We start from the raw sequence: 23,416 nt of genomic DNA on the forward strand, positions 1-23,416 counted from the left end.
TACACCTTTGCTGCTTAAGTGATGCTAATGTTTACTAGTGTTTTTATCGCATGTGCTTTTTTGGGCGCTATTGTTGGCTTTTTTGCTGGTTTACTCGGTATAGGTGGCGGGCTTATTATTGTGCCTGTGTTAGTGTACTTGCTACCACTGTTAGGTATAAGTGCTGAGCTGGCATTTCCTATGGCATTAGCAACGTCTTTAGCTTCGATTATTTTCACTTCTACTTCTGCTGCTTTTGCTCACCATAAAAATGGCAATATTCCTTGGCCGCTTGCCAAAAGTTTGGTAGTAACTGTCGCTATTGGCGCAGTGCTTGGGGCTATTATTGCTGGGTTATTGTCATTACAGGCGTTAACAACCATATTTGGTAGTGCCGTGCTTATTCTGGCGCTCTATATGTTTTTATCGATTAAAATTGAGCGCAGTATCCCCTTACCATCTAAATGGTGGTTACAATTTATTGGTCTTTTTACTGGTATTTTAGCGAGTTTAATGGGCATTGCAGGTGGTGCCATACTCGTACCTATTTTAATGTACTGCTCTCTTTCTATGCGTCAGGCGATAGGTGTAGCTACCGCAAGTGGCATTATCGTCGCGCTATTTGGTACGCTTGGCTATATATTTGTTGGTTTAGGGCAAAGTGAGTTGCCACCTTGGAGTATTGGCTATATTTACTTACCTGCTTTATTAGGCATAGTGTTAACCTCGTCGCTATTTGCGCCGCTGGGTGTTAAAGCCGGCGCAAAATTGTCATTACCTTATTTGAAGAAAGGTTTCGCCATGTTTTTAATGTTAGTTGCCATTAAAATGATGTGGTATTAGCTAAATTTCTTAAAAGCACTCGATTATCCCCTTTATCCTGTTGTGAATATTTAGGCATTATTTACTCGATAAACACGTGCCAAAAATTGCTAAATACTGATAAACTCTACATAGTGAAGTTTAGTTTTTTACATTTAATTTTAGACCTAAATTTTGGCAGAACTGTCTGTTGTTATTTATAACCTTGAGGGAAAACTTAGTGAAAGCATATCTTGATCTAATGCGTCATGTCAGAGATGAAGGGGTTGAAAAATCTGATCGAACTGGCACAGGAACAAAAAGTATATTTGGTTATCAAATGCGTTTTGATCTTGCAAAAGGGTTTCCGCTAGTTACCACAAAAAAATGCCACCTTAAATCGATAATTCATGAGTTATTATGGTTTATTAAAGGTGAATCTAATATTGAATATTTAAAACAAAACGGTGTGAAAATTTGGGATGCTTGGGCAACTGAAGAGGGTGAGCTTGGCCCTGTTTATGGCGTTCAATGGCGAAATTGGCCGGCACAAAACGGCGAAACTATTGATCAATTGGCACAATTAATTGATGATTTAAAAAATAATCCAGATTCTCGTCGCCATATTATTACTGCTTGGAACCCCGCATTACTGCCAGATACATCGATTAGCCCTGACGCAAATGCGGCAATAGGCAAGCAAGCATTGCCTCCGTGTCATACTTTGTTTCAGTTTTACGTGCTAAACGGCAAGTTAAGCTGTCAATTGTATCAACGCAGCGCAGACATTTTTCTTGGCGTACCTTTTAATATTGCAAGCTATGCATTATTTACTATGATGATCGCTCAAGTATGTGATTTAGAGTTAGGCGATTTTGTTCATACATTTGGTGATGCTCATTTGTATTTGAACCACCTTGAGCAAGTAGACGAGCAGTTATCTCGCGAACCACTGGCTTTGCCAAGTATGTGGATTAATCCTGAGGTAAAAAGTATTTTTGATTTCACCTATGAAGATTTTGAACTTCAAAACTATCAGGCACACCCTCATATTAAAGCGGCCATTTCGGTATAGAGTGACCTATGTGGTAATGTTTCATAAAATATCAGACTAAGAGTGCTCTAAGCACTCTTTTTTTTTTAATACTTTTCTTTATTGCTGAAAATTAATAGTATCATTAATAGCTTGTATTACACTCTCAGTCTATTAGCCAAATTTGCTGAGTAAAACGTTAAAGTTTAAGTAAGTCGAGCTAATTCACGCTTAAGATTTATCAGTAGAATAACTACTGACTAAGTTTAATGACTGATAATCCTCTATTTTCCCGCATGAAAAAGTAGAACATTTAAATATTTAACCGTTTGAATATATGTTTTTATTAATAATTTGCAGGTTAAAAAATATACTTTTAATTGCTTGGTTTTCAATGTACTGTGTTAAATAAAATGGATTTAATTTTTTAGCTTCGCACAATAAAGTAGAGCAATTAATTAAATCGTTTAGTATTAACGGCTGTTTTTTAACTTTAAAAGAAGGATACTTTGATGAGCGCAGAAAACGCACTTTATATAATACTTATTGAAAAAATAAAACAAGATGCGTTAGTACTGCCTACGTTACCTGAAGTCGCTTTAAAAGTTAGACAAGCTGCTGATGATCCTGATATCAGTTTAGCTAGAATGAGCGATATTATTAGTCATGATGCAGCGCTTTCTTTAGGCGTTTTAAAAGTGTCTAATAGCGTTGCTTTTGGCCGAGGTGTAAAAGTAAACTCTGTTCCTACAGCCGTTACTCGCATCGGTTTAAGACAAATTAAAACTATTGCTACGGCAATGGCTGTTGAGCAAATGTTTGTTTCTGACAATCAAGTTGTATCTCAATACATGCAAAAATCGTGGCGTAAAACTATTGATGTAGCTTCGGTTGCTATTACTTTGATGACATTTTATTTACAAAAAAATAAGCAATCTAATTTTACCCTTGAATCATTAACGTTAGCCGCACTGATACATAATATTGGTATTTTACCTATTTTAGCTGAAGCAAAAAATCACCCTGACGTATTTGCAAAATCGGCTTTTTTGAATAAAGTGATCGTTAAACTCTCCAATGAAATAGCCGCTGAAATGACAAATGCTTGGGGGTTCTCAAAAGACTTTAGAGAAGTTGTGATTACATGGAACGACTTAAGTGTATTACCGAAAGAAGCACACTACATTGACTTCATTCGAGCTGGTGCCGTTTATCATGAAATATTTAAAAATGAATCTACCCAAGAGTTTTTATTGGAAAGCTATGTTGAAAAAGGCATTTTACCGAATTTAAACTTTATGAAGACAGAAGAGTTTACTGACAGGTTAGCGCAAGTTAAATCAATGTTTTAAAATCCACCTCTGCAATATTGTAGAATTCGAAACTTTACTTATTGATACTAAAAAGACGCTGAAAGCGCCTTTTTAGTTACGAGTAAACTTCTTTGATAAACCGCGATATTATACTTCTAAATAATCACTCGCTTTTAGTGAAAACTCAGCTAATAAATTATCTATAAAACGATTTAACTCGCCAGCCATTAAGGCAAAATCTGCATCGAGTTTGGCAACAATATCATCACTATCAATATCGTCATTCTGCTCTTGTATTACGTCATAGAACTTAAGGCGTTTAATCGCTAAGTCGTCACATAAGATAAACGATAATGACTCATCCCATTCTAGTGCTACTTTTACAACATATTTGTCTGCATCTAAGTGGGCTTTAATCTCTTCAGAAGTTAAGTCTTGATTCTTAACGCGAACTACAGCACCGTCATCTCCAAGGGCATTAAATTCTGCTTCCATGCCGAGTTGGAAATTAGCGCCTAAATTGCTTTCTACTAACCACTCTGTCATTAGCTCATCAGGTGCTTTTTCTGGTGAAGGTGTTGTTACTGGCAAGGTGCCAAGTGATTTACGTAAAAGCGCTAAAAAGTCTTCGGCTTTACCTCTGCTACTGGTATCAACAACAATAATGTTGTGTACAGGGTTGATATAAGCACGGGTATCACTAAAACGAGAAAAAGCTCTAGGCAGTAATTCAAAAATAATATCTTCTTTAAATTGCTCTTTTTCTTTCTTTGTAGCACCGCGAGATTGTTCAGCTTCTAATTGTGCTACTTTTTGCTCAAGCATGTCTTTAACAACAGGAGCTGGGAGAATTTTTTCTTCTTTACGGGCGCATAATAAGTAATTGCCGTTTACACCGTGTACTACAGTATCACCATGTTTACCTAACGCGTTAACCCAACCAAAATGTGATTGCTCAGTTGATGCACAAGGAGTAAATAAATGCTCAGATAATTGTTTCTCTAAATCTTCTTCAGAACATTCAAAAGGGCGGGTAAAAGCAAAAAAGTATAGGTTTTTAAACCACATTAAAATAATCCTTGCCCTGTTACTGTGGGCGAATAATTGAAAAACGACGGCTATATTACCGTACTTATATCAATCACGCACGCCTTAGATTAATCCAACGATATACTCAGTATTTAATGCATATTATTAAATTTTATTTCGTAAGCTAAGCCTTCATTAACGACAGAAGTTGCATGAATACTACCACCTAAGGTATCGGTGACTAAGTTATGTACTATATGAGTGCCTAAGCCAGTTCCACCTTTGGTGGCTTTAGTAGTAAAGAATGGATCAAACAAATGTGCTAATTGCTGCTCAGACAAACCGTGGCCGTTGTCTTTATACATAATATGAACTTGTTCACCATTAAGTTGAATATCTATTGTAATTTTACCTCGGTTGATATCCTTTAAGCCATGCACTACTGAGTTGATGATGAGGTTAGTAAATATTTGAGAAATAGCCCCCGCGTGGCAATATATTTCTGCATCGTTAGGGCAATTAACCTTAATTGTGTGATTGGTTTTTTTCAGCTTAGGGTGCAAAGAATGAATAATCTCGTCAAGGTATTGAGCTAAGTTAATTTGACGAATTTTTTCACTTATTTGATCAACTGCCACTTGTTTATAGCTAGTAATTAACTCTGAGGCCCGTTCAAGGTTGTTAAGCAATAAATCTAACCCTTGTTTTGAGTTATTGGTAAAATCGTTAAGCTCACGTTTTGAGAGTTTATTACTGTCGATGTCTGACTTAAGTTTACTCAGTAAATCTGTTAGATAAGTGGTTGAAGTTATACTGACGCCAATTGGGGTATTAATTTCATGGGTAACTTCTGCCGACATGCTCCCAAGTGCTGCCATTTTTTCTGTATCAAGTAATCGCTCTTGGGCTTTTTTTAATTCCTTTATTGAGCCTTTCAATTCATTATTAGTTTCTAAAAGGGTTTTTTCAGTAAGACTTCTTCGGCTATTTTCAGCTTGAAGTTTTTGTTGTTGCTCTAATAGCTCTCGTTGTTGTAGTTCCATTTTTAACATAGTGGTGCTTAATGAAGATGTTTTACGGGCGACCTCTTGTTCTAGCATTAAATTTTGTTCATCTAATTTACTGTTTGCTGAAATAACTTTACTTTGTGTTAAAGCTAACTTTTCTTGGTAGATCACGAGTTCATCAATTAAATTGTTGTATGCATTTTGAAGAATATTTAACTCATTATTTTCATAATTAATAACATGTAGTTTAGAGGCTTCAGGATCATCTATATCAAATTGATTAATTTGCTCGGTTAATTCGTTTAGTGGGTGCGTTAATAGGCTAGAAAAGGCTAAAGAAAAGAGCAATACAAGTGCTGCGGTTTTGACCATAGCATTACCAATGAGAAAATATATGCCGACTTGTATGCGATTGAAAATCACCTCGTTACTTGATAATAATGTCACAGAGCCAACTTTGGTTGTACGGCCTGAAAACTCAAAAATTAATGGAAAAGCATGGCCAAATAACCCTGTATTGTGTGAGCTAACATTAAAGTATTTTTGATCATCACCTGTTTTATTTGCATTTGAAGATTCTATAAAGAGGTTATCTTCTCCAGTTGTAACACCTAATTGGGCAATAACAAAATTATTCTCATCGGTAACTGTTATACCTTTAATCATAGGGATAGCGACTAAACCTTCGGCAATTGATATTGCCTGTTGGGTGTTAAGTTCCCATACTGCACGCGTTAAACTGCCACTAAAAGTTTTTTCTAAGGTGAGTAACTCGCTGGCAATGTGGTTTTTGGTATTTATATATTCTGCGCCAATCTGTACACAAGTAACGATAAATGTCAGCACAAAGTACAATGACAATACGCGCGTTAGAAGCTTTCGTGACAGACTTGTTGTTTTCATTAAATAGTTCTTCTATTAAGTGGTTGTTAACTCTTGCGGTTTTAAAAAGTTCGTGCTTTCAATGTTCAATGATAGATACCAATAGATTAGGCATTTAATAAGCCTAACTTCTCCGTGTAGTTAATTCAATATACGATATTAACTGCCTTATTTCTCTTAAAAACTTAAAAATAGTTCTAGGTATCAATAAATAAAAACAATTTTTTTAAAATTTCAAAAAAATAACTTCTTGTGTCACAAAAGTGTCATAAAAGTTTGGCAATATAGTCGAAATAATTTTTAGCCATACTTAAATTTACAAAGGTATCACCATGAAACATACTTACAACAAAATCGCTGTAGTTTTATTGTCTTCTTTATCAATGTCGGCATTTGCAGCTAATGTTGAAGTTTACGGTAAAGCAAATCTTTCTCTACAATCTTCTGATGAAGGAGAAGGCTCTTTTACCGAAGTAAAAAGTAACGCTTCGCGTATTGGTCTAAAAGGTTCACATGACCTGGGCGATGGCTTAACGGTAATTTATAAAGCTGAGTTCCAAGTTGACTTAGATGGTGATAGCGACAAAGGCGACAGCATTACAGATCGTAACCAATATGTTGGTTTAGCAGGTAACTTTGGTGAAGTATTATTAGGCAAAAACGATACTATGCTTAAACAATCACAAGGTAAAGTTGATTTATTTAGTGATTTAAATGGTGATATTAAAAACTTATGGAAAGGTGAGAACCGCATGGCGGACACACTTTCTTATAAATCACCTAAATTTAGTAATTTCCAACTAGGTGTTACTTATATTGCAGAAGATGCCGTTGATGCTGAAGATGGCGTTTCGGTTGCTGTGTTCTACGGTGACGCTAAATTGAAAAAAACTAACCTTTTTGCTTCTGTTGCTGTTGATTCAGACGTAAACGGTTACGACATTACGCGTGCTACAGTTCAAGGTAAAGTGTCGGGTGTTGTTTTAGGTGCCATGATACAGACTCAAGAAAAAGTAGACGGCTCAGGCGAAATGGATGGTTATATGCTGTCGGCTAAATACAAAATGGACAAAATAACTTTTAAAGGTCAATACCAAGCTGCTGACTTTAAAGACGGTGATGACAAATCAGGTATTACTGTAGGTGCAGACTATGCATTAGCTAAAAGCACAAAGTTATATACGTTTTACACAACTTTCGATATGGACAGTGGCGAAGATCAAAACTATTTAGCTGCAGGTGTTGAATATAAATTTTGATATTGATGATAAGTTGTCATTAAATCAGTGGGTCGAATTTTAGTTAAGACTCATTATAATTAAGCCGCATTTTGCGGCTTTTTTCTTGCCTATTTGTTTTGTATTCTTGATCATGATGTTGTTTAATTTATTATATAAACTAATGCAATTTTAGTTATAATTTTGCCGTTGTCATGAAACTGTCATATTTTTTTATCACAATGTTCACTATACGATTAAGCTATTAGGACGGATACATGAATAGACAGATATTAGTTGTTGAAGACGAAGCAGCAATTAGAGAAATGATAACGTTTGTTTTAGAGCAAAATGGTTTTAATGCCATAGAAGCTGAAACTATAGAACAAGCGCAAGCTAAAATTAAAGAACCATACCCAGATTTAATTTTACTTGATTGGATGTTACCCGGTGGTACAGGCGTAAAGTTAGCCAAATCATTAAAGCAAAACGAATACACGCGTTCTATTCCTATTATTATGTTAACCGCACGCGCTGATGAAGACGATAAAGTAAAAGGCTTTGACGCGGGTGTTGATGATTATGTAACTAAGCCTTTTTCCCCTAAAGAATTAATTGCTCGAATTAAAGCTGTTATTCGACGGGTGGCTCCAACCGCATTGGAGGAGTCAATCGACTTTCATGGTATAAACTTAGATCCAGTTGCACATCGTGTTTCTATTAACGATAAAGCGCTTGAACTTGGACCAACGGAATTTCGCTTGTTACATTTTTTTCTTACGCACACCGAGCGTGTGTATAGCCGAGAACAACTCTTAGATAATGTTTGGGGAACCAATGTTTATGTTGAAGACAGAACGGTTGATGTGCATATTCGTCGTCTACGCAAAGCTATTGCTGGTGATGGCCATGAAGAATTTATTCAAACTGTTCGAGGTTCGGGCTACCGTTTTTCGGGCAAAATTAAAACCTCAGGTTAGTCGCTAATATATGTATTTTCGTATTTCAGCCTCGGTACTCCTAACACGAGTTATTAGTGGGCTAATTGCTAGTGCTGTTCTGGGCTACATGCTTGGACAAACGTTTCTTGTTGTTAGCATAGTAGCCATAGCTTTACTTGCATGGCATTACAATCACTTATTTAAATTAATACAATGGTTATGGCAAGGTAAATCAATTTCTCCGCCTCAAGCAAATGGTATTTGGGGGCGAATATATGACGGCATGTATCGTCGCATTCGTAAGCAGCGCTTGAAACAAAAGCAATTAAATGAGCGACTTCGTAAATTTAGAGATGGTGCAGAAGCTTTACCTGATGGTGCTTTAGTGCTGTCAAATGAGCTTAATATTTTGTGGGGAAATAAAAAAGCCTCACAACTTATAGGTGTTCGTTGGCCTAGCGATGTAGGGCAGCGTATTGACAACTTGATTCGGTTTCCTGAATTTTCTAAATATTTAGTAAGTGGCGACTTCGAGAGTCCTTGTTTGATTATTTCTCCAATAAATAGCGAACTACAGCTTGAGCTGCGCATGATGGCTTATGGTAGTGATCAAATTTTACTTTTAGCGCGTGATATCAGTAAAATTCAACGACTTGAAGAAATGCGTAGAGACTTTGTCGCAAATGTCTCTCATGAATTAAAAACCCCGTTAACGGTAGTGCGGGGGTATGTTGAAATGGTGCAAGCGAGTGAAACAGCATTAGCGCCTCACTGGCAAAAAGCTTTTTCTACCATCGAAACCCAAGTATCGCGAATGGACAGGCTAGTTGAGCAGTTACTAGTATTAGCCAAGGTTGAAAATAACCTTGATTCAGACAACCATCAACAAGTTGATTTATCACGTTTAACTTTGACAGTAGTAGAAGACGCACAATGGTTAAATCAGGATAAAAAGCATGTTATACATTGTAATATAGCGCCTGATATTAGTATTAAAGGGAATGAGCACGAATTAAAAAGTGCCTGCCTAAATTTATTATCCAACGCAATAGCCTATACCCATGAAAATGGCACTATTGATGTGACATTGCGAATTGACGGGAATAAAATTCGCTTTAGTGTTAAAGATAATGGTCCTGGTATTAAACCAGAGCATGTTAACCGATTAACTGAACGTTTTTTCAGAATTGACAAGTCTCGCTCAAGAGATACTGGTGGTTCAGGGTTAGGCTTAGCAATAGTTAAGCATGTGCTTAATCACCACAATGGTGAGCTTTCTATCGAAAGTGACTGGCAACAAGGCAGTGAATTTATTATTCACTTTAAACCGACTTCAACGAGTTAACTTAAGTCATTCTTCTTTTAAAAGGTTTAAGTTAACTGCATTTTTCTGTTCAATTGTACTCCTACTTTAAATTCCCTCTTAACAGTGTAAACATAATGCTTTTCATTGTTAGCACTTAACTTCACTTAACTTCTCTTAAATTCGCTTAAACTTAGCGCTAGCCATCAAAAATAAATTGGCCTTTTATGATAAAAAAGTAATAGAAAAATTTTTTAATGCTTGTCATACAAGTGTCACAAACTTTACTTATTATTGTCATATTCACTTTCTATAGTGTACTCAATTTAATTATATATCTCATCGGAGAGTAACATGAGTTTAAAACGTACCTTAGGCGTTATTGGTTTATCTACCCTTATCAATTTTTCTGCATTTGCAGTTGATAGCGATTTACCAGTTTATAAAAAAGTAAGTGGTGTTTCAGGCAATGTATCGTCTGTTGGTTCTGATACATTAGCAAATATGATGACATTTTGGGCTGAAGAGTTTAAGCGCACTTACCCTAATGTAAACGTGCAAATTCAAGCAGCAGGTTCTTCTACAGCTCCTCCAGCGTTAACTGAAGCAACTTCTAACCTTGGACCTATGAGCCGTAAGATGAAGTCGCGTGAAATTGAAGCCTTTGAGAAGCGTTACGGCTACAAGCCTACGGCAGTTCGTGTTGCCATTGACGCCTTAGCTGTTTTTGTTCACAAAGATAACCCAATTAAAGGTCTACGTATTGATCAAGTAGACGCTATTTTTTCAAGTAATCGTAAGTGTGGTGCAGAAAAAGATGTAGATCGTTGGGGCGACCTAGGTTTAACCGGTGATTGGACAGGTAAAGACGTTCAATTATACGGTCGTAACTCAGTATCGGGCACATATGGTTACTTTAAAAAGAAAGCCTTATGTAAAGGTGATTTTAAAAATAGTGTGAATGAGCAACCAGGTTCTGCTTCTGTTGTGCAATCAGTATCTGCTTCATTAAACGGTATTGGTTACTCTGGTATTGGTTATAAAACTTCAGGTGTTAGAGCTTTACCTTTATCGAAAAAAGGCGGTAAATTTATCGAAGCTAACATGGAAAATGCTGTTTCTAAAACATACCCGCTTTCACGCTTCTTATATGTTTATGTTAACAAGCACCCGAATAAGCCTTTAGCGCCAATGGAAGCAGAGTTTTTGAAAATGGTACTGTCAAAATCAGGACAAACCATCGTTGAAAAAGACGGTTATATTCCACTACCAGCTTCAGTAGTAGAAAAAGAGTTTAAAAAGTTAGGTTTATAACAACTAACGTTATACTCAAAAATAAAAACAAAAAGTCCGTAATCAGTAATGATTGCGGACTTTCTTATTTTGATTTTTGTTTGAAGCTAACCAGCTAAATGAATATTAACCCATTAAAGCGTTTATTCTTAGCGAGAAATATCTACCATCAGGTCATCAGCTAAATTTTCAAGCGCATCAGTCATGGTATCTATTGTACTTTTTGCTGCTGAAACTGTAATTTTTGCTTTAAATAATTCATGACCGGCATGTGGTGCAATTTCTTGTGTACTGACTAATTTTAGTAAGTTACCACCGTGATGATGGATAATTGATGAAATCTCTTGCACTATGCCTGATCTATCATTTGCTGTTAATTCTAGAACAAAAATGCTTTCAGAAGCTGAATCTTGCTGTTGAACATGTTCAATTTGCATTTTAAAGCCAGGTAGCTCAGCCAGTTTATCCGCTAAATCTGTAGAATTTTCAACGGGTACTGCAATTTCCACAACACCAGCGAAAACGCCCGATATTTGATGTAAACTTGATTTTTCCCAGTTAGCGCTATGTTCAGAAATTAAATCAGATAAAACTTTAACTATACCGGGGCGATCAGCGGTCATAAATGAGATTATAAGATGGTTCATGATAAGTCCTTTGAAAATGTATTAAGAGTTAAAGGTAATTAAGTTCGGCTAAGTCTTGAAAGCTCTTTATTGAATTGTTCTTCGTCAGCGAGATTGAGTTCAATTAATCGACGTAATGAGCTGACACTATCGATATCAATACCGCTGCACTGCACGCGAATATCTTTTTTTTCTTGATGCACCACAACAACATTCATTATGATTTTTTCATCTGCTTGATTTAATCTAAATGAGAGTAACCCCATTTTATTTGAAAATATCGCTTCCTGAGTGTCTGCACAAAGTAACGCGCCGTTTAAAGATAGATCTATGATATTCACACCTAAACAGTGTTCGTCAATAGCTAGTTCAGCCTGTATTGAAAAAAGTATTCGGGTAAACTGACGTCTATTCTTCATGAGTAATATTTATAGCAAAGTAGTTTCTTCAGCATAGCTCGCTTTTAGCAAAAAGGCACCTTAATTAATACATTAAGCTGCCTTTATCTTATTGTTAACTAGGTGGTTATATATTAGTTAACCAATTTTTTTATACTTTATACGGTGTGGTTGAGTCGCCTCGGCGCCATAGGTTTTCTTCATCCATTCTTCGTATTCAGTATAGTTACCTTCATAGAAGTTGATTTGGCCTTCATCACGGTAGTCGAGTATATGTGTGGCGATACGGTCAAGGAACCAGCGATCATGAGAAATAACCATAGCACAGCCTGGAAACTCTAAGAGTGCCTCTTCGAGTGCACGTAAGGTTTCAACATCTAAGTCATTGGTTGGTTCATCGAGTAATAATACATTGCCACCTGTTTGCACTAATTTAGCTAAATGTACCCGGTTACGTTCACCGCCAGATAAATCACCAATAATTTTTTGCTGATCATTGCCTTTAAAATTAAAACGGCTTACGTAAGCACGACTAGGTATTTCGAATGTACCAATGTGCAAAATTTCATGGCCTTGAGATATTTCTTGATAAACAGTTTTGCTGTTGTCCATGTCATCACGGAACTGATCAACGCTGGCAAGTTTTACCGTATCACCAAGCTCTACGTTACCAGAGTCTGGTTGCTCTGCACCTGACATTATTTTGAATAAAGTTGATTTACCTGCGCCGTTTGGCCCAATAATACCGACGATAGCACCTTTAGGTACGCTAAAGCTTAAATCATCAATTAGTACTCTATCGCCAAAAGACTTAGTGACGTTATTAACGTCTACCACTTTATCGCCTAAACGTGGGCCTGATGGAATATATAATTCGTTTGTTTCATTACGTTTTTGATGATCTTGGCTATTAAGCTCTTCAAAACGCGCCATACGTGCTTTGCTTTTTGATTGACGAGCTTTAGGGTTTGAGCGAACCCATTCAAGTTCTTGCTTTATGGTTTTTTGTAATGCACTTTCACTTTTGCTTTCTTGTTCAAGACGAGCATTTTTTTGCTCTAACCATGAAGAGTAATTGCCTTCGTAAGGAATGCCGTGGCCTCTGTCAAGTTCTAAAATCCAGCCTGCTACATTGTCTAAGAAATATCTATCATGGGTAATTGCTACAACAGTGCCTGGGTAGTCATGTAAAAATCGCTCTAACCATGCAACAGATTCTGCATCTAAATGGTTGGTTGGCTCATCAAGTAGTAGCATGTCAGGTTTTTGTAATAACAAACGACAAAGCGCAACACGGCGACGTTCACCACCACTTAATACAGCAATTTTTTGTTCCCAGTCAGGTAAACGTAAAGCGTCAGCGGCACGTTCAAGCACGTTGTCAATATTATGCCCGTCGTGGCTGTTAATAATATCTTCTAACTGGCCTTGTTCTTTGGCTAAGGCATCAAAGTCGGCTTCAGGTTCAGCGTACTCAGCGTAAACTTGGTCTAAACGTGCCATAGCACTTTTAACTTCAGAAACTGCTTCTTCTACAATTTCACGAACGGTTTTTGTTTCATCTAATACTGGTTCTTGAGGCAAGTAGCCAATATTAGTACCTGCAAGCGCTTTTGCTTCACCTTCAAATTCGGTATCAAGGCCTGCCATAATTCGCAGTAACGTTGATTTACCAGAGCCATTGAGGCCAAGTACACCAATTTTTGCCCCAGGGAAAAATGAAAGCGAAATGTCTTTTAATATAGTGCGCTTAGGTGGAACGACTTTAGAAACGCGGTTCATCGACATGATGAATTTATCTGGTAATGGTTGTGCCATGGAAAACCTTTTTGAAGCAGGATTAGTATGGTAGCTATTCTAGGTTAATAGCTACCTTGTTGGCAATGAGGTTTTATGGTTGATTTTCAGCGAAATTTATACTTTCTTGATATTAATGAAAGAGCTTTAATCCATTAAATATACATGATTACGACCATGCGACTTTGCTTTATATAACGCCATGTCAGAGCGTGAGTAAAGAGCTTGGAAGTCGTTATCGGTTGCCTTTAACACAGATACTCCTAAGCTAATCTTAATCGGTAACTCGAGGCTATTCACCCTAATTATATTATTATCTAATAACTCACGCAGTCTTTCTGCTGCATGTAAGCTATCTGTTGTGGAAATATTGGGGAGCATTATTGAAAACTCTTCTCCACCGATGCGAGCAAAAATATCTTCGGCTCTTATGGTTGGAGAAATTAACTGAGCAATTTTTATTAACACCAGATCGCCAATAGGGTGACCATAATGATCATTTACTGATTTGAAATGATCAACATCTAAAGAAATAACGGCTAATGGTTGCTGATACCTTCTAGCTCTTTTAAATTCTCTATTAGCATTTTCAAAGAAATATCGGCGATTATAAATACCGGTTAATTCGTCTGTATTGGCGAGTTGTTCAAATTTTTCTTTTAGTTGGTATAGCTCAGTTACATCAGTAGAAAAAGCTATCATGGTTTGCAGATCACCTTTTAACTGAAAAGGTACTTTTGTGCTCAGGTAATGATGAATTTTATTGTCTGGCCCTTTTAATTTTTCATTCATTACTACTTTTTGGTTTTTCTCAAAAACAGCTTTATCACTTTTCCAAAAATCTGCTGCATACTTCGGAGGAACAACGTCATGATCGAATTTTCCAATAATATCTTCAGCGGGCAGGCCGATAAGATCAGCTACACGACTGTTGACATACCTATAGCGACGATTAGCATCTTTCATATATATGTAGGCATCAACATTATTTAACACAACGTCAAGCAAGTGTTTTTTATTTTGATTATCTGCTTCGAGTGCTTTTTGTTCTGTTATATCTGTGGATATTCCTGAAAGGCCTATAACTTCATGGTTATCATTGTATAGCGGGCTTTTAACAGTTCTATAGGTATGAATTTTCCCTGTTGATTTAATAACAGTGTCTTCTTCGATTGTTAAAGTAATGTTTTCATTCATCACTTGCTGATCGCTTTCTATAAGATCGTCAAGTATATCTAAATCAAAGAAATGAGAATCATCTTTGCCGATAATATATTCAGCTGGCTTTTGAAATAAAACTTCAACGTTAGCATTAGCATAAGTATATTTACCGGTTAAATCTTTGCTAAAAACGTATGAACCAATATTATCGAGTACTTTAGACATTACAGAAATTTGTTGCGATAACGTCTTTGTATTATTATTTTTATCTGACATAAATATATTCCACCATTGCTATTTTAACCTTTCTCGATTTCCTTTCGACACTTAATTTACAGGTTGTTAACAATTAGTGACTCGTCATGAAAAATACACTTCCCCTGAAGTTTTCAGACAGTTAATTAATATCAACTTTATTATACAAAATTGCAAATGTTAATTTAAATACCTATTAATAAGTATTGTATAGCGCATTAATTAAAGCATGTTTAAAGTAAAAATTTATTGTCACACTATAATTGAGCTTACCAGCAACACTGTCTTTAATTAAAATTAATAAACCTTAATTTTTCAAGTGTAATATATTGTGCTTATAGTTGAATTCAATGTGTGTTGGGTTGATACTAACTATCTTGCTAAATAGAGAGTACTTATTGCTTTGTCTGCTATTAAATTTACCTTAGATAATAAATTCACTAACACGTTTACTGCTGATGAAATTGCAGAGAATTACCCGCGACAAGTTATGTCAGCATATTCTTTTGTTGCGCCTAAAAAAACAGCAATGCCAACATTAATTGCCAGCAGCGAACTTGTTGCACAGCAAATAGGGTTGACTGAAGAGCAAGTCAGTTCACCTGAATTTTTACAGTTATTTTCGGGCAATGGTTTGTTAGAAAATATGCAGCCGTTCGCTATGTGTTATGGCGGACATCAATTTGGTCATTGGGCCGGGCAATTAGGTGACGGGCGAGCCATTAACCTTGCTGAAATAATAACCCCTAATAACGGTCACAAAACCTTGCAACTTAAAGGTGCTGGGCCTACGCCATATTCCCGTACGGCTGACGGTTTTGCAGTTTTACGTTCATCGGTGCGAGAGTTTCTTTGTTCAGAAGCTATGTTTCATTTAGGTGTTGCCACAACCCGAGCGTTAAGCTTGTCGCTTACAGGTGATAACGTAGTTAGAGATATGTTCTATGACGGACACGCTAAGGCAGAGCCTGGCGCTGTGGTTTGTCGTGTTTCGTCATCATTTATTCGTTTTGGTAGTTTCCAGTTACCTTCGTCAAGAAAAGATTTAAGTTTGCTCACTCAATTGGTTGATTATGTTATCGAACGTGATTTTGCGCATTTGGGTGCGCCAAGCACTGAGGTTTATTTAGCGTGGTTTAATGAAGTGTGTAACAGAACATGTAAGCTCGTTGTTGATTGGATGCGTGTTGGTTTTGTTCACGGCGTAATGAATACCGATAATATGTCGATCATTGGTGAAACGATTGATTATGGACCTTATGGTTGGATTGACAATTTTGACTTAAATTGGACCCCTAACACGACAGATGCAAATGGTAAGCGGTATCGCTTTGGTGTGCAGGCCGAAATAGCACAATGGAATTTATTTCAGTTAGCGAATGCCATATTCCCTTTGATTAAGGATGTTGAGCCTTTAGAAAAAGCACTAAATAACTTCTCTAAAAACTATCAACAACAATGGCAAACTATGATGGCGGCTAAACTTGGTATCGAACTACCCGTTGATGCATTTACTGAAGGGGCGAGTTCACTAGAGCGCAGTTTGTTTATTGACCTTGAAAATCTATTGATGATGATTGAAACCGATATGACCATTTTCTATCGTCGTTTAGCTGATTTACCTGATGATAAATCATTTTGGTTATCACATTTGAAGACATGTTTTTATAATGAAAATGAAATAACAGCTGACTATAAAAGCGTTTTATTTAATTGGCTTGAACGTTATAGCCAATTGCGTGATAACAGTAATAAGCATCGTTCTGATATTAGCAAAGCGATGAATGAAGTAAACCCTAAATATGTTTTACGTAATTACTTGGCACAACAAGCTATTGAATTAGCTGAAAAGCAAGACTATACCTTGTTAAAGCAATTACAAAAGGTTTTGGAAAATCCATATGATGAACAACCAGAATATGACCAATTTGCTGAAAAACGTCCGGATTGGGCAAAAAATAAAGCGGGTTGCTCAATGTTATCTTGTAGTTCGTAAGCCTTTATTTAATTTTTTACCTTTAGTATGAAAGCTTAATCTGCGCATTATTTAGCGCAGTTAAGCCTGCTTCAACTTTTGACGGTATTGGATTGCAATAAGCTTAATAATATCGCGCCAAGTAACAATACCAATAGCTTGTTGTTTTTCATTGGTAATAGGCAAGCACGATATCCTGTGATCATGGAATAACAATACAGCTTCAGTAAGACTTGTTTCTTCAGTTGCAGTGATAAGCTCTCGAGACATGATTAAATGCACTCTTTTATTCATCGAAAAACTATCTTGTGGCGTTTCGTTTCGGGTACCAACCGTTGGGCTAAGGTTTTTCCATAAGTCTCGGTCGGTAATTACGCCAGCTAGTGTCGATTCATTTTTTATCAAAATATGATGCATGGTATGTGTTTCAAACAACTTTTTTGCATCGTCTAACGTGTCATCCATATCAAGCGTTATTAAATCTCTTCGCATTATTTGACTCACGTTCATACTTCACCTGTTTAATTAAAATATTATCTGTTTCGAACGAAAAATAGCGGGTCATATTCACTTTATATAATCAGCGTAACATAAGCTATTAATAATCAGAGAATTGTTGTTTTAGTTTATTTAAGTACCAGTTTTTCGCTAATAACGCTTTGTCACAAAACTGTCATGTTAGTGTTTTATAATCGCTTCAGTTATAAAAATCATTATAGTTAAAGGTATTTTTAAGTGGCCATTGCTTCTAAATCAGCAAACTATCGCAAAGTGAAAAATTCATTAGCAAAATGGATGATCACCTTAGGCGGTATCAGTGTTTTATTTACTTTAGTTTTAATATTCATGTATTTACTTTATGTGATAAAACCTATATTTGAATCTGCAAAAGTTGAGCCTACGGCACAATTTGTTATTACTGAGCAAAGCAAAGTACTTGCAACCGGTGTTGATGAGCTTAAAGAAGTTGCTTATAGCATTACTGAGCAGGGCTTTATTAATTTTTACCAATTAGTTGATGGCGGCGGTCATAAAGCCGGCGATAAAATATTGTCAGAGCAACTAACTGATGACGGTGTTTATATCAAACAACTCGTTAATGTTGGTCAAGAAAAGAAGTTGTTACTTGATAGTGCTGGTAATGTAAGGCTTGTTGTTCCACACTTTTTTGCGAACTTTGATAGCGGCGAACGTGTAATTGTTCCAAGTATTCGTTACCCACTAGGTGAAGACTTTTTACCTCTTGACGAACAAAGCGCTGCTTTTACTAAGCTCTCGTTTGCTATGGATGATGAAAAGGCAGTTTTTGTTGGTTTTACCGAAGACAAACGCTTACTTAAAACAACCTTATTAGCAGAAGACGATTTCAGTTATGACACCGCCTTTGATACCGAATATGAAGAAGTCGATTATACAGCTAAAGCAATAAACGATATTTTAGTATCGCCAGATTTAGCGATGGTATTTGTTCGTCAAGGTGATCAAGTTGCGGTATTTTCATTAGACGATGAAGAGGCTGAATTAAAAGCCACCATTATCCCACAGCTTTCTCAAAATAAATCGCAACCGTATCATATTACCTCAATGGCTTTATTATCAGGTGGTAGTTCTATTTTACTTGGCGATGATAATGGCTCAGTAAGTCAATGGTTTGAAGTGGCAACAGATCAGGGGCGAGAATTTAAAGAAATTCGTCGCTTTAATGTTAGCGAAAACGAACCTGTAAGTGCTATTTATACTGAGCAATATCGTAAAAGTTTTTATACCGAAACGCCGTCAGGTGAAATGGGCATGTTTTACACCACCAGTGAAGCTGACTTATGGCGTGGTAAACTACATGAAGGTAATGCACAAGCTTTTGCTATTGCACCTCGCGCAGACGGAGTCGTGCTGTTTTCAGACAATGAATTATCAATTTTTTCAGTTGAAAACGAGCACCCAGAAGTTACTTGGCAAGCACTATGGCAAGAAGTTTGGTATGAAGGTTATCCTGAGCCCGAGTTTATTTGGCAATCAACTTCAGGCTCTGATGATTTTGAAGGTAAATTCTCTTTAGTTCCTATTTCTTTTGGTACGATTAAAGCGGCTACATATGCAATGATATTTGCTGTACCAATTGCGCTAACTGCCGCAATTTACACAGCATATTTTATGACCCCAGGTATGCGCAGAAAAGTTAAGCCAACCATTGAAATGATGGAAGCACTACCGACTGTAATATTAGGATTTTTAGCTGGACTTTGGCTCGCGCCAATCATTGAGATTTATCTACCGGCGATTATTTTATTATTAATATTTATTCCCGCCTCTGTATTTATAACCGCGTTTACATGGCATAAATTACCGAGAGAAACTAAAACACGCATTCCTGAAACATGGGCACCTATTATATTAATTCCTGCGATTCTTATAGCTGCTTATGCTGCGTTCGCATTATCACCAGTGCTTGAGTTACATATGTTTGGTGGTGATATTAGACAATATATTACTAATGATTTAGGTATAGATTTTGACCAACGTAATGCGCTAGTGGTAGGTATTGCCATGGGGTTTGCGGTTATACCAACAATATTCTCTATGGCTGAAGATGCCATATTCAGTGTGCCTAAGCACTTAACTAGCGGCTCATTAGCCTTAGGTGCTACTCAATGGCAAACCCTAATTAAAGTGGTACTACTTACCGCAAGCCCAGGTATATTTTCTGCGGTAATGATGGGGTTAGGGCGCGCTGTAGGTGAAACCATGATTGTATTAATGGCCACAGGTAATACGCCAATTTTAGATTGGAGTATTTTCCAAGGTATGCGCACGCTAGCAGCAAATATTGCTGTTGAAATGCCGGAGTCAGAAGTAGGAAGTTCGCATTATCGAATTCTATTCTTGGCAGCATTTGTTTTATTTGTATTTACGTTTGTATTCAACACGCTTGCTGAGTTTATACGTCAGCGTTTGCGTGAAAAATATAGCTCAATGTAAGGAAGGCTAGATAGTATGAATAATTGGTTTAAGTCTGGCTCGCCTTGGGTGTGGTTGTCAGCAGGTGGTGTAAGCATCAGCCTGATATCGGTTTTAGGTTTATTATGGTTAATTGCATCACGCGGGCTAAGTTATTTCTGGCCAGCAGATATTTATCAGTTTGATATGACTGATGAGCAAGGTAAGCCTTTAACGGTTATAGGTGAAATTTACGACAGAGAAAGTATACCAACGGCTCAATTAGTACATTTAAATCTTGATATCGATGAATCGGCAGAAACAATTGAGAGATTATTAATTAAAACCGGTAACCGAGAGCTTGTTAGTTTAGATTTTCGTTGGATTTTGGTTCCGCAAATTAATAAAACCTCTTTACCTGAAGAATTGGTGGTTATTGAACGTAGAACTAATGGTAATTTCTATGGTTATATCGAAGACATTATTCTAGATGGCGAGGTTGTTGGTCAGCAAAAAATGGCCGAGCTTGTAGAGCGTGTAAGCGATTTTCAAACAGAAATAGAAGCTTTACAAAAGACTGATATTGGCGCAATTAATTACCAAATTGAACGCACACGTTTAAAAGAGCGTAAGCATAGACTTGATGAAACACTGACCGCTGAACTAGAACAAGCGTTTAAAGATGAAGTTGCCAGTTTAAAGGCTGAATACCAAGTACTTGAAAAGCAGCTAATGGCTTTGCGTGAGAAAGTATCTCGCGACCAAATTGTGGTTCGTGCTATGGACGGACAAAAAGTTACGATTAACTTCGAAGATGTTTTACACATAACGTTTAATAATAAGTTGAGTGTGTTTGGTAAAATGAAATTATTTTTCAGCCAAATCGCCGCCTTTATTGTTGATGACCCACGCGAAGCAAATACCGAGGGCGGGGTGTTTCCTGCAATATTTGGTACGGTATTAATGGTATTGTTGATGACAGTTATTGTGTCGCCATTAGGGGTAGTTGCCGCCATTTATTTACATGAATATGCAGGTAATAATGCTTTAACTAAGCTCTTGCGCATAGCCGTGATTAACTTGGCGGGCGTACCTTCAATTGTTTATGGTGTATTTGGCTTAGGCTTTTTCGTTTATATGGTTGGGGGCAGTTTAGACCAATTGTTTTATGCTGAAACACTGCCAAGCCCTACTTTTGGTACGCCTGGGGTTATGTGGTCAGCACTTACCTTAGCGATTTTAACCTTGCCGGTAGTTATTGTATCAACAGAGGAAGGTTTATCACGAATTCCTTCTTCTATGCGCCACGGTAGCTTGGCATTAGGCGCAACTAAAGCTGAAACTTTATGGCGTATTATTTTACCAATTGCTAGCCCTGCCATTATGACCGGTATAATTTTAGCTATTGCTCGTGCCGCGGGTGAAGTAGCACCGCTTATGTTAGTGGGTGTAGTAAAAATGGCGCCGAATTTACCGCTTGATGGAAACTTCCCGTTTTTACATTTAGATCGTAAGTTTATGCACTTAGGTTTCCACATTTATGATGTTGGTTTCCAAAGCCCTAACGTTGAAGCGGCTAGACCTTTGGTATATGCCACAGCTTTATTATTAGTAACAATTATTGTTGCTTTAAACATGACAGCGGTTTCTATTCGTAACCGTTTGCGCGAAAAGTATCGTATGTTAGAGCATTAATACTGACTGAAAATAAACGACTTACGCAAATTTATAAAATTAAAAATATACGGGCATTTGCCCCTCTATTGAATAAGATTTAAAGAGAACACTATGATTTCTGTTACGCCAAAAACTTTATCAGATCAAAATGTTAAACTTGATCTTAATAATCTTTCGCCAGAGCAAGTCGCGTTAGAAATTAAGAATCTAGATTTATATTATGGTAGCAAACAAGCATTGCAAAATATTTCAATGTCGATACCTAAAGGCCAAGTAACGGCGTTTATCGGGCCAAGTGGTTGCGGTAAATCTACATTACTTCGCTGTATTAACCGCATGAATGATCTGGTTGATATTTGTAAAATTACTGGCCAAATCAATCTTCATGGTGAAAACATTTATGATCGCCATACTGATGTAGCGGCATTACGTCGTAAAGTAGGCATGGTGTTTCAACGCCCAAACCCGTTTCCTAAATCAATTTATGAAAATGTAGTTTATGGCCTTCGTATTACTGGCGAGAACAATCGCCGAGTATTAGACGAAGCCGCTGAAAACGCATTACGCAGTGCTGCATTATGGAATGAAGTAAAAGACAGGTTACATGAGAGCGCTTTAGGGCTTTCTGGTGGTCAACAACAGCGTTTAGTTATTGCACGAGCGATAGCGATTAAACCTGAAGTACTGTTGCTAGATGAACCAACTTCAGCCTTGGATCCTATTTCAACATTGACCATTGAAGAGTTGATTAATGACTTAAAGAAACAATTCACCGTGGTTATTGTTACTCATAACATGCAACAAGCTGCACGTGTATCTGATCAAACGGCGTTTATGTATATGGGTGACTTAATAGAATATAGTGACACTAATACCTTATTCACCACGCCATCAAAGAAGAAAACAGAAGATTATATTACTGGCCGTTATGGTTAATTTTTATTTATTAACTTAATTTACTAACTTAATTGGTCTAGCTAAATAGGCGATAAGCAGAGGGTTTTACCGTGGATAAATTAAATGTTGGCCGCCATATTTCTGGCCAGTTTAACGAAGATTTAGAACGTATTATTAATCATGTTATGCACATGGGGGGGTTAGTTGAAAAGCAATTAGCCGAAGCATTAACTTCAGTGTGTGACGCTGATGAAGAATTAGCAAAAAAAGTATTAAGTAATGACTACCTTATTAATAATGCAGAAGTCAGTATTGATGATGAATGTACACGAATTATAGCAAAGCGTCAGCCAGCAGCGGGTGATCTACGTTTAGTTATGGCCATTGTAAAAACCATTACAGATCTCGAACGTATTGGTGACGAAGCGGGGAAAATTGCTAATGTAACTTTAGAAAGCTTTTCAGGTAAGCATAAAGATTTATTGTCAAATTTAGATAATTTAGGTCGACATGTTTTAACCTTTTTACAAGCAACCTTAGACGCATTTACACGTATGGATTTTGATGCGGCGGTAAAAGTGCATCAAAGTGATGATAAAATTGACCGTGAGTACGAGGCACTGATGCGTCAACTTATGACCTACATGATGGAAGATCCTCGCTCTATTCCACAAATAATGAGCGTTATATGGTCGGCCCGAGCATTAGAGCGCATTGGTGACCGATGTCAAAATATTTGTGAATACATTATTTACTTTGTTAAAGGTAAGTCTGTTCGTCACACGACAGCCGAAGACTTTGAATCATTATCTTAAAAAAATAGTATTAGTATTAAGCTAAATTAGCTGTTATTAGTTTAATAGGGTATATACTTTTACTTGTTTAATAAGGTATATAC

At 36.9% G+C, this 23,416-nt stretch carries 19 protein-coding genes; 12 read left to right on the top strand and 7 right to left on the bottom strand.

What is annotated here, in order from left to right:
- Window positions 1–27: 27 nt before the first annotated feature.
- From B6A32_RS11135 to B6A32_RS11150, 3 genes are all read left to right on the top strand, one after another.
- On the top strand, window positions 28–822 hold the full coding sequence (locus B6A32_RS11135; protein WP_085303980.1) for a sulfite exporter TauE/SafE family protein: 795 nt from the start codon (window positions 28–30) through the stop codon (window positions 820–822).
- Between the two features lie 199 nt (window positions 823–1,021).
- Window positions 1,022–1,855, top strand: a complete 834-nt coding sequence (locus B6A32_RS11140; RefSeq protein WP_085303982.1) for a thymidylate synthase — start codon at window positions 1,022–1,024, stop codon at window positions 1,853–1,855.
- A gap of 470 nt (window positions 1,856–2,325) precedes the next feature.
- Window positions 2,326–3,165, top strand: coding sequence for an HDOD domain-containing protein (locus tag B6A32_RS11150; protein ID WP_085303987.1), 840 nt, complete (start codon window positions 2,326–2,328; stop codon window positions 3,163–3,165).
- Window positions 3,166–3,273: 108 nt separating this feature from the next.
- Here B6A32_RS11150 and rdgC read toward each other — a convergent pair whose 3' ends face one another.
- Window positions 3,274–4,194: a recombination-associated protein RdgC gene (gene rdgC, locus B6A32_RS11155; protein ID WP_085303989.1), complete on the bottom strand. Its 921-nt coding sequence runs from the start codon at window positions 4,192–4,194 to the stop codon at window positions 3,274–3,276.
- A gap of 113 nt (window positions 4,195–4,307) precedes the next feature.
- Window positions 4,308–6,065, bottom strand: coding sequence for a sensor histidine kinase (locus tag B6A32_RS11160; RefSeq protein WP_085303991.1), 1,758 nt, complete (start codon window positions 6,063–6,065; stop codon window positions 4,308–4,310).
- Window positions 6,066–6,376: 311 nt separating this feature from the next.
- Here B6A32_RS11160 and B6A32_RS11165 point away from each other — a divergent pair, with 311 nt between their 5' ends.
- The 4 genes from B6A32_RS11165 (at window position 6,377) to B6A32_RS11180 (ending at window position 10,819) form a co-directional block, all read left to right on the top strand.
- Window positions 6,377–7,303, top strand: coding sequence for a porin (locus B6A32_RS11165; protein ID WP_085303993.1), 927 nt, complete (start codon window positions 6,377–6,379; stop codon window positions 7,301–7,303).
- 236 nt (window positions 7,304–7,539) lie between these two features.
- Window positions 7,540–8,241 (top strand): phosphate regulon transcriptional regulator PhoB, encoded by a 702-nt coding sequence (gene phoB, locus B6A32_RS11170; RefSeq protein WP_085303995.1) that lies wholly within the window; start codon window positions 7,540–7,542, stop codon window positions 8,239–8,241.
- A gap of 10 nt (window positions 8,242–8,251) precedes the next feature.
- Window positions 8,252–9,547 carry a phosphate regulon sensor histidine kinase PhoR gene (gene phoR, locus B6A32_RS11175; RefSeq protein ID WP_085303997.1) on the top strand — a complete coding sequence of 432 codons (1,296 nt, stop codon included), beginning with the start codon at window positions 8,252–8,254 and terminating at the stop codon, window positions 9,545–9,547.
- Window positions 9,548–9,859: 312 nt separating this feature from the next.
- A complete protein-coding gene (locus B6A32_RS11180) occupies window positions 9,860–10,819 on the top strand; it encodes a PstS family phosphate ABC transporter substrate-binding protein (RefSeq protein WP_085303999.1) in 960 nt (319 codons plus the stop codon).
- 128 nt (window positions 10,820–10,947) lie between these two features.
- Here B6A32_RS11180 and B6A32_RS11185 read toward each other — a convergent pair whose 3' ends face one another.
- From B6A32_RS11185 to B6A32_RS11200, 4 genes are all read right to left on the bottom strand, one after another.
- Complete coding sequence (locus tag B6A32_RS11185; protein ID WP_085304001.1) at window positions 10,948–11,445, bottom strand: glycine cleavage system protein R; 498 nt, start codon at window positions 11,443–11,445, stop codon at window positions 10,948–10,950.
- Between the two features lie 38 nt (window positions 11,446–11,483).
- Window positions 11,484–11,843 (bottom strand): PilZ domain-containing protein, encoded by a 360-nt coding sequence (locus tag B6A32_RS11190; RefSeq protein WP_085304004.1) that lies wholly within the window; start codon window positions 11,841–11,843, stop codon window positions 11,484–11,486.
- Between the two features lie 117 nt (window positions 11,844–11,960).
- On the bottom strand, window positions 11,961–13,640 hold the full coding sequence (ettA, locus tag B6A32_RS11195) for an energy-dependent translational throttle protein EttA (RefSeq protein WP_085304019.1): 1,680 nt from the start codon (window positions 13,638–13,640) through the stop codon (window positions 11,961–11,963).
- Between the two features lie 126 nt (window positions 13,641–13,766).
- Window positions 13,767–15,056 carry a sensor domain-containing diguanylate cyclase gene (locus B6A32_RS11200; protein ID WP_085304021.1) on the bottom strand — a complete coding sequence of 430 codons (1,290 nt, stop codon included), beginning with the start codon at window positions 15,054–15,056 and terminating at the stop codon, window positions 13,767–13,769.
- 382 nt (window positions 15,057–15,438) lie between these two features.
- Between B6A32_RS11200 and B6A32_RS11205 the strand changes: the two genes are divergently transcribed.
- Entirely contained in the window at window positions 15,439–17,031 is a 1,593-nt protein-coding gene (locus B6A32_RS11205; RefSeq protein ID WP_233131394.1) for a protein adenylyltransferase SelO, read from the top strand.
- Between the two features lie 60 nt (window positions 17,032–17,091).
- On the opposite strand, the gene B6A32_RS11210 is transcribed toward B6A32_RS11205, so the two are convergent.
- The gene (locus B6A32_RS11210) at window positions 17,092–17,514 is read right to left on the bottom strand and encodes a CBS domain-containing protein (protein ID WP_158088479.1); all 423 of its coding nucleotides are present in this window, start codon (window positions 17,512–17,514) and stop codon (window positions 17,092–17,094) included.
- 291 nt (window positions 17,515–17,805) lie between these two features.
- On the opposite strand from B6A32_RS11210, the gene B6A32_RS11215 reads away from it, so the two are divergent.
- From B6A32_RS11215 to phoU, 4 genes are all read left to right on the top strand, one after another.
- The gene (locus B6A32_RS11215) at window positions 17,806–19,986 is read left to right on the top strand and encodes an ABC transporter permease subunit (RefSeq protein WP_085304325.1); all 2,181 of its coding nucleotides are present in this window, start codon (window positions 17,806–17,808) and stop codon (window positions 19,984–19,986) included.
- Between the two features lie 15 nt (window positions 19,987–20,001).
- Window positions 20,002–21,639 carry a phosphate ABC transporter permease PstA gene (gene pstA, locus B6A32_RS11220; RefSeq protein WP_085304025.1) on the top strand — a complete coding sequence of 546 codons (1,638 nt, stop codon included), beginning with the start codon at window positions 20,002–20,004 and terminating at the stop codon, window positions 21,637–21,639.
- A 93-nt stretch (window positions 21,640–21,732) separates the two neighbouring features.
- A complete protein-coding gene (gene pstB / locus B6A32_RS11225) occupies window positions 21,733–22,557 on the top strand; it encodes a phosphate ABC transporter ATP-binding protein PstB (RefSeq protein ID WP_085304028.1) in 825 nt (274 codons plus the stop codon).
- Between the two features lie 71 nt (window positions 22,558–22,628).
- The gene (gene phoU / locus B6A32_RS11230; RefSeq protein WP_085304030.1) at window positions 22,629–23,333 is read left to right on the top strand and encodes a phosphate signaling complex protein PhoU; all 705 of its coding nucleotides are present in this window, start codon (window positions 22,629–22,631) and stop codon (window positions 23,331–23,333) included.
- The last annotated feature ends 83 nt before the right edge of the window (window positions 23,334–23,416 follow it).

This window comes from Colwellia polaris (genome assembly GCF_002104515.1).
GTDB lineage: Bacteria > Pseudomonadota > Gammaproteobacteria > Enterobacterales > Alteromonadaceae > Cognaticolwellia > Cognaticolwellia polaris.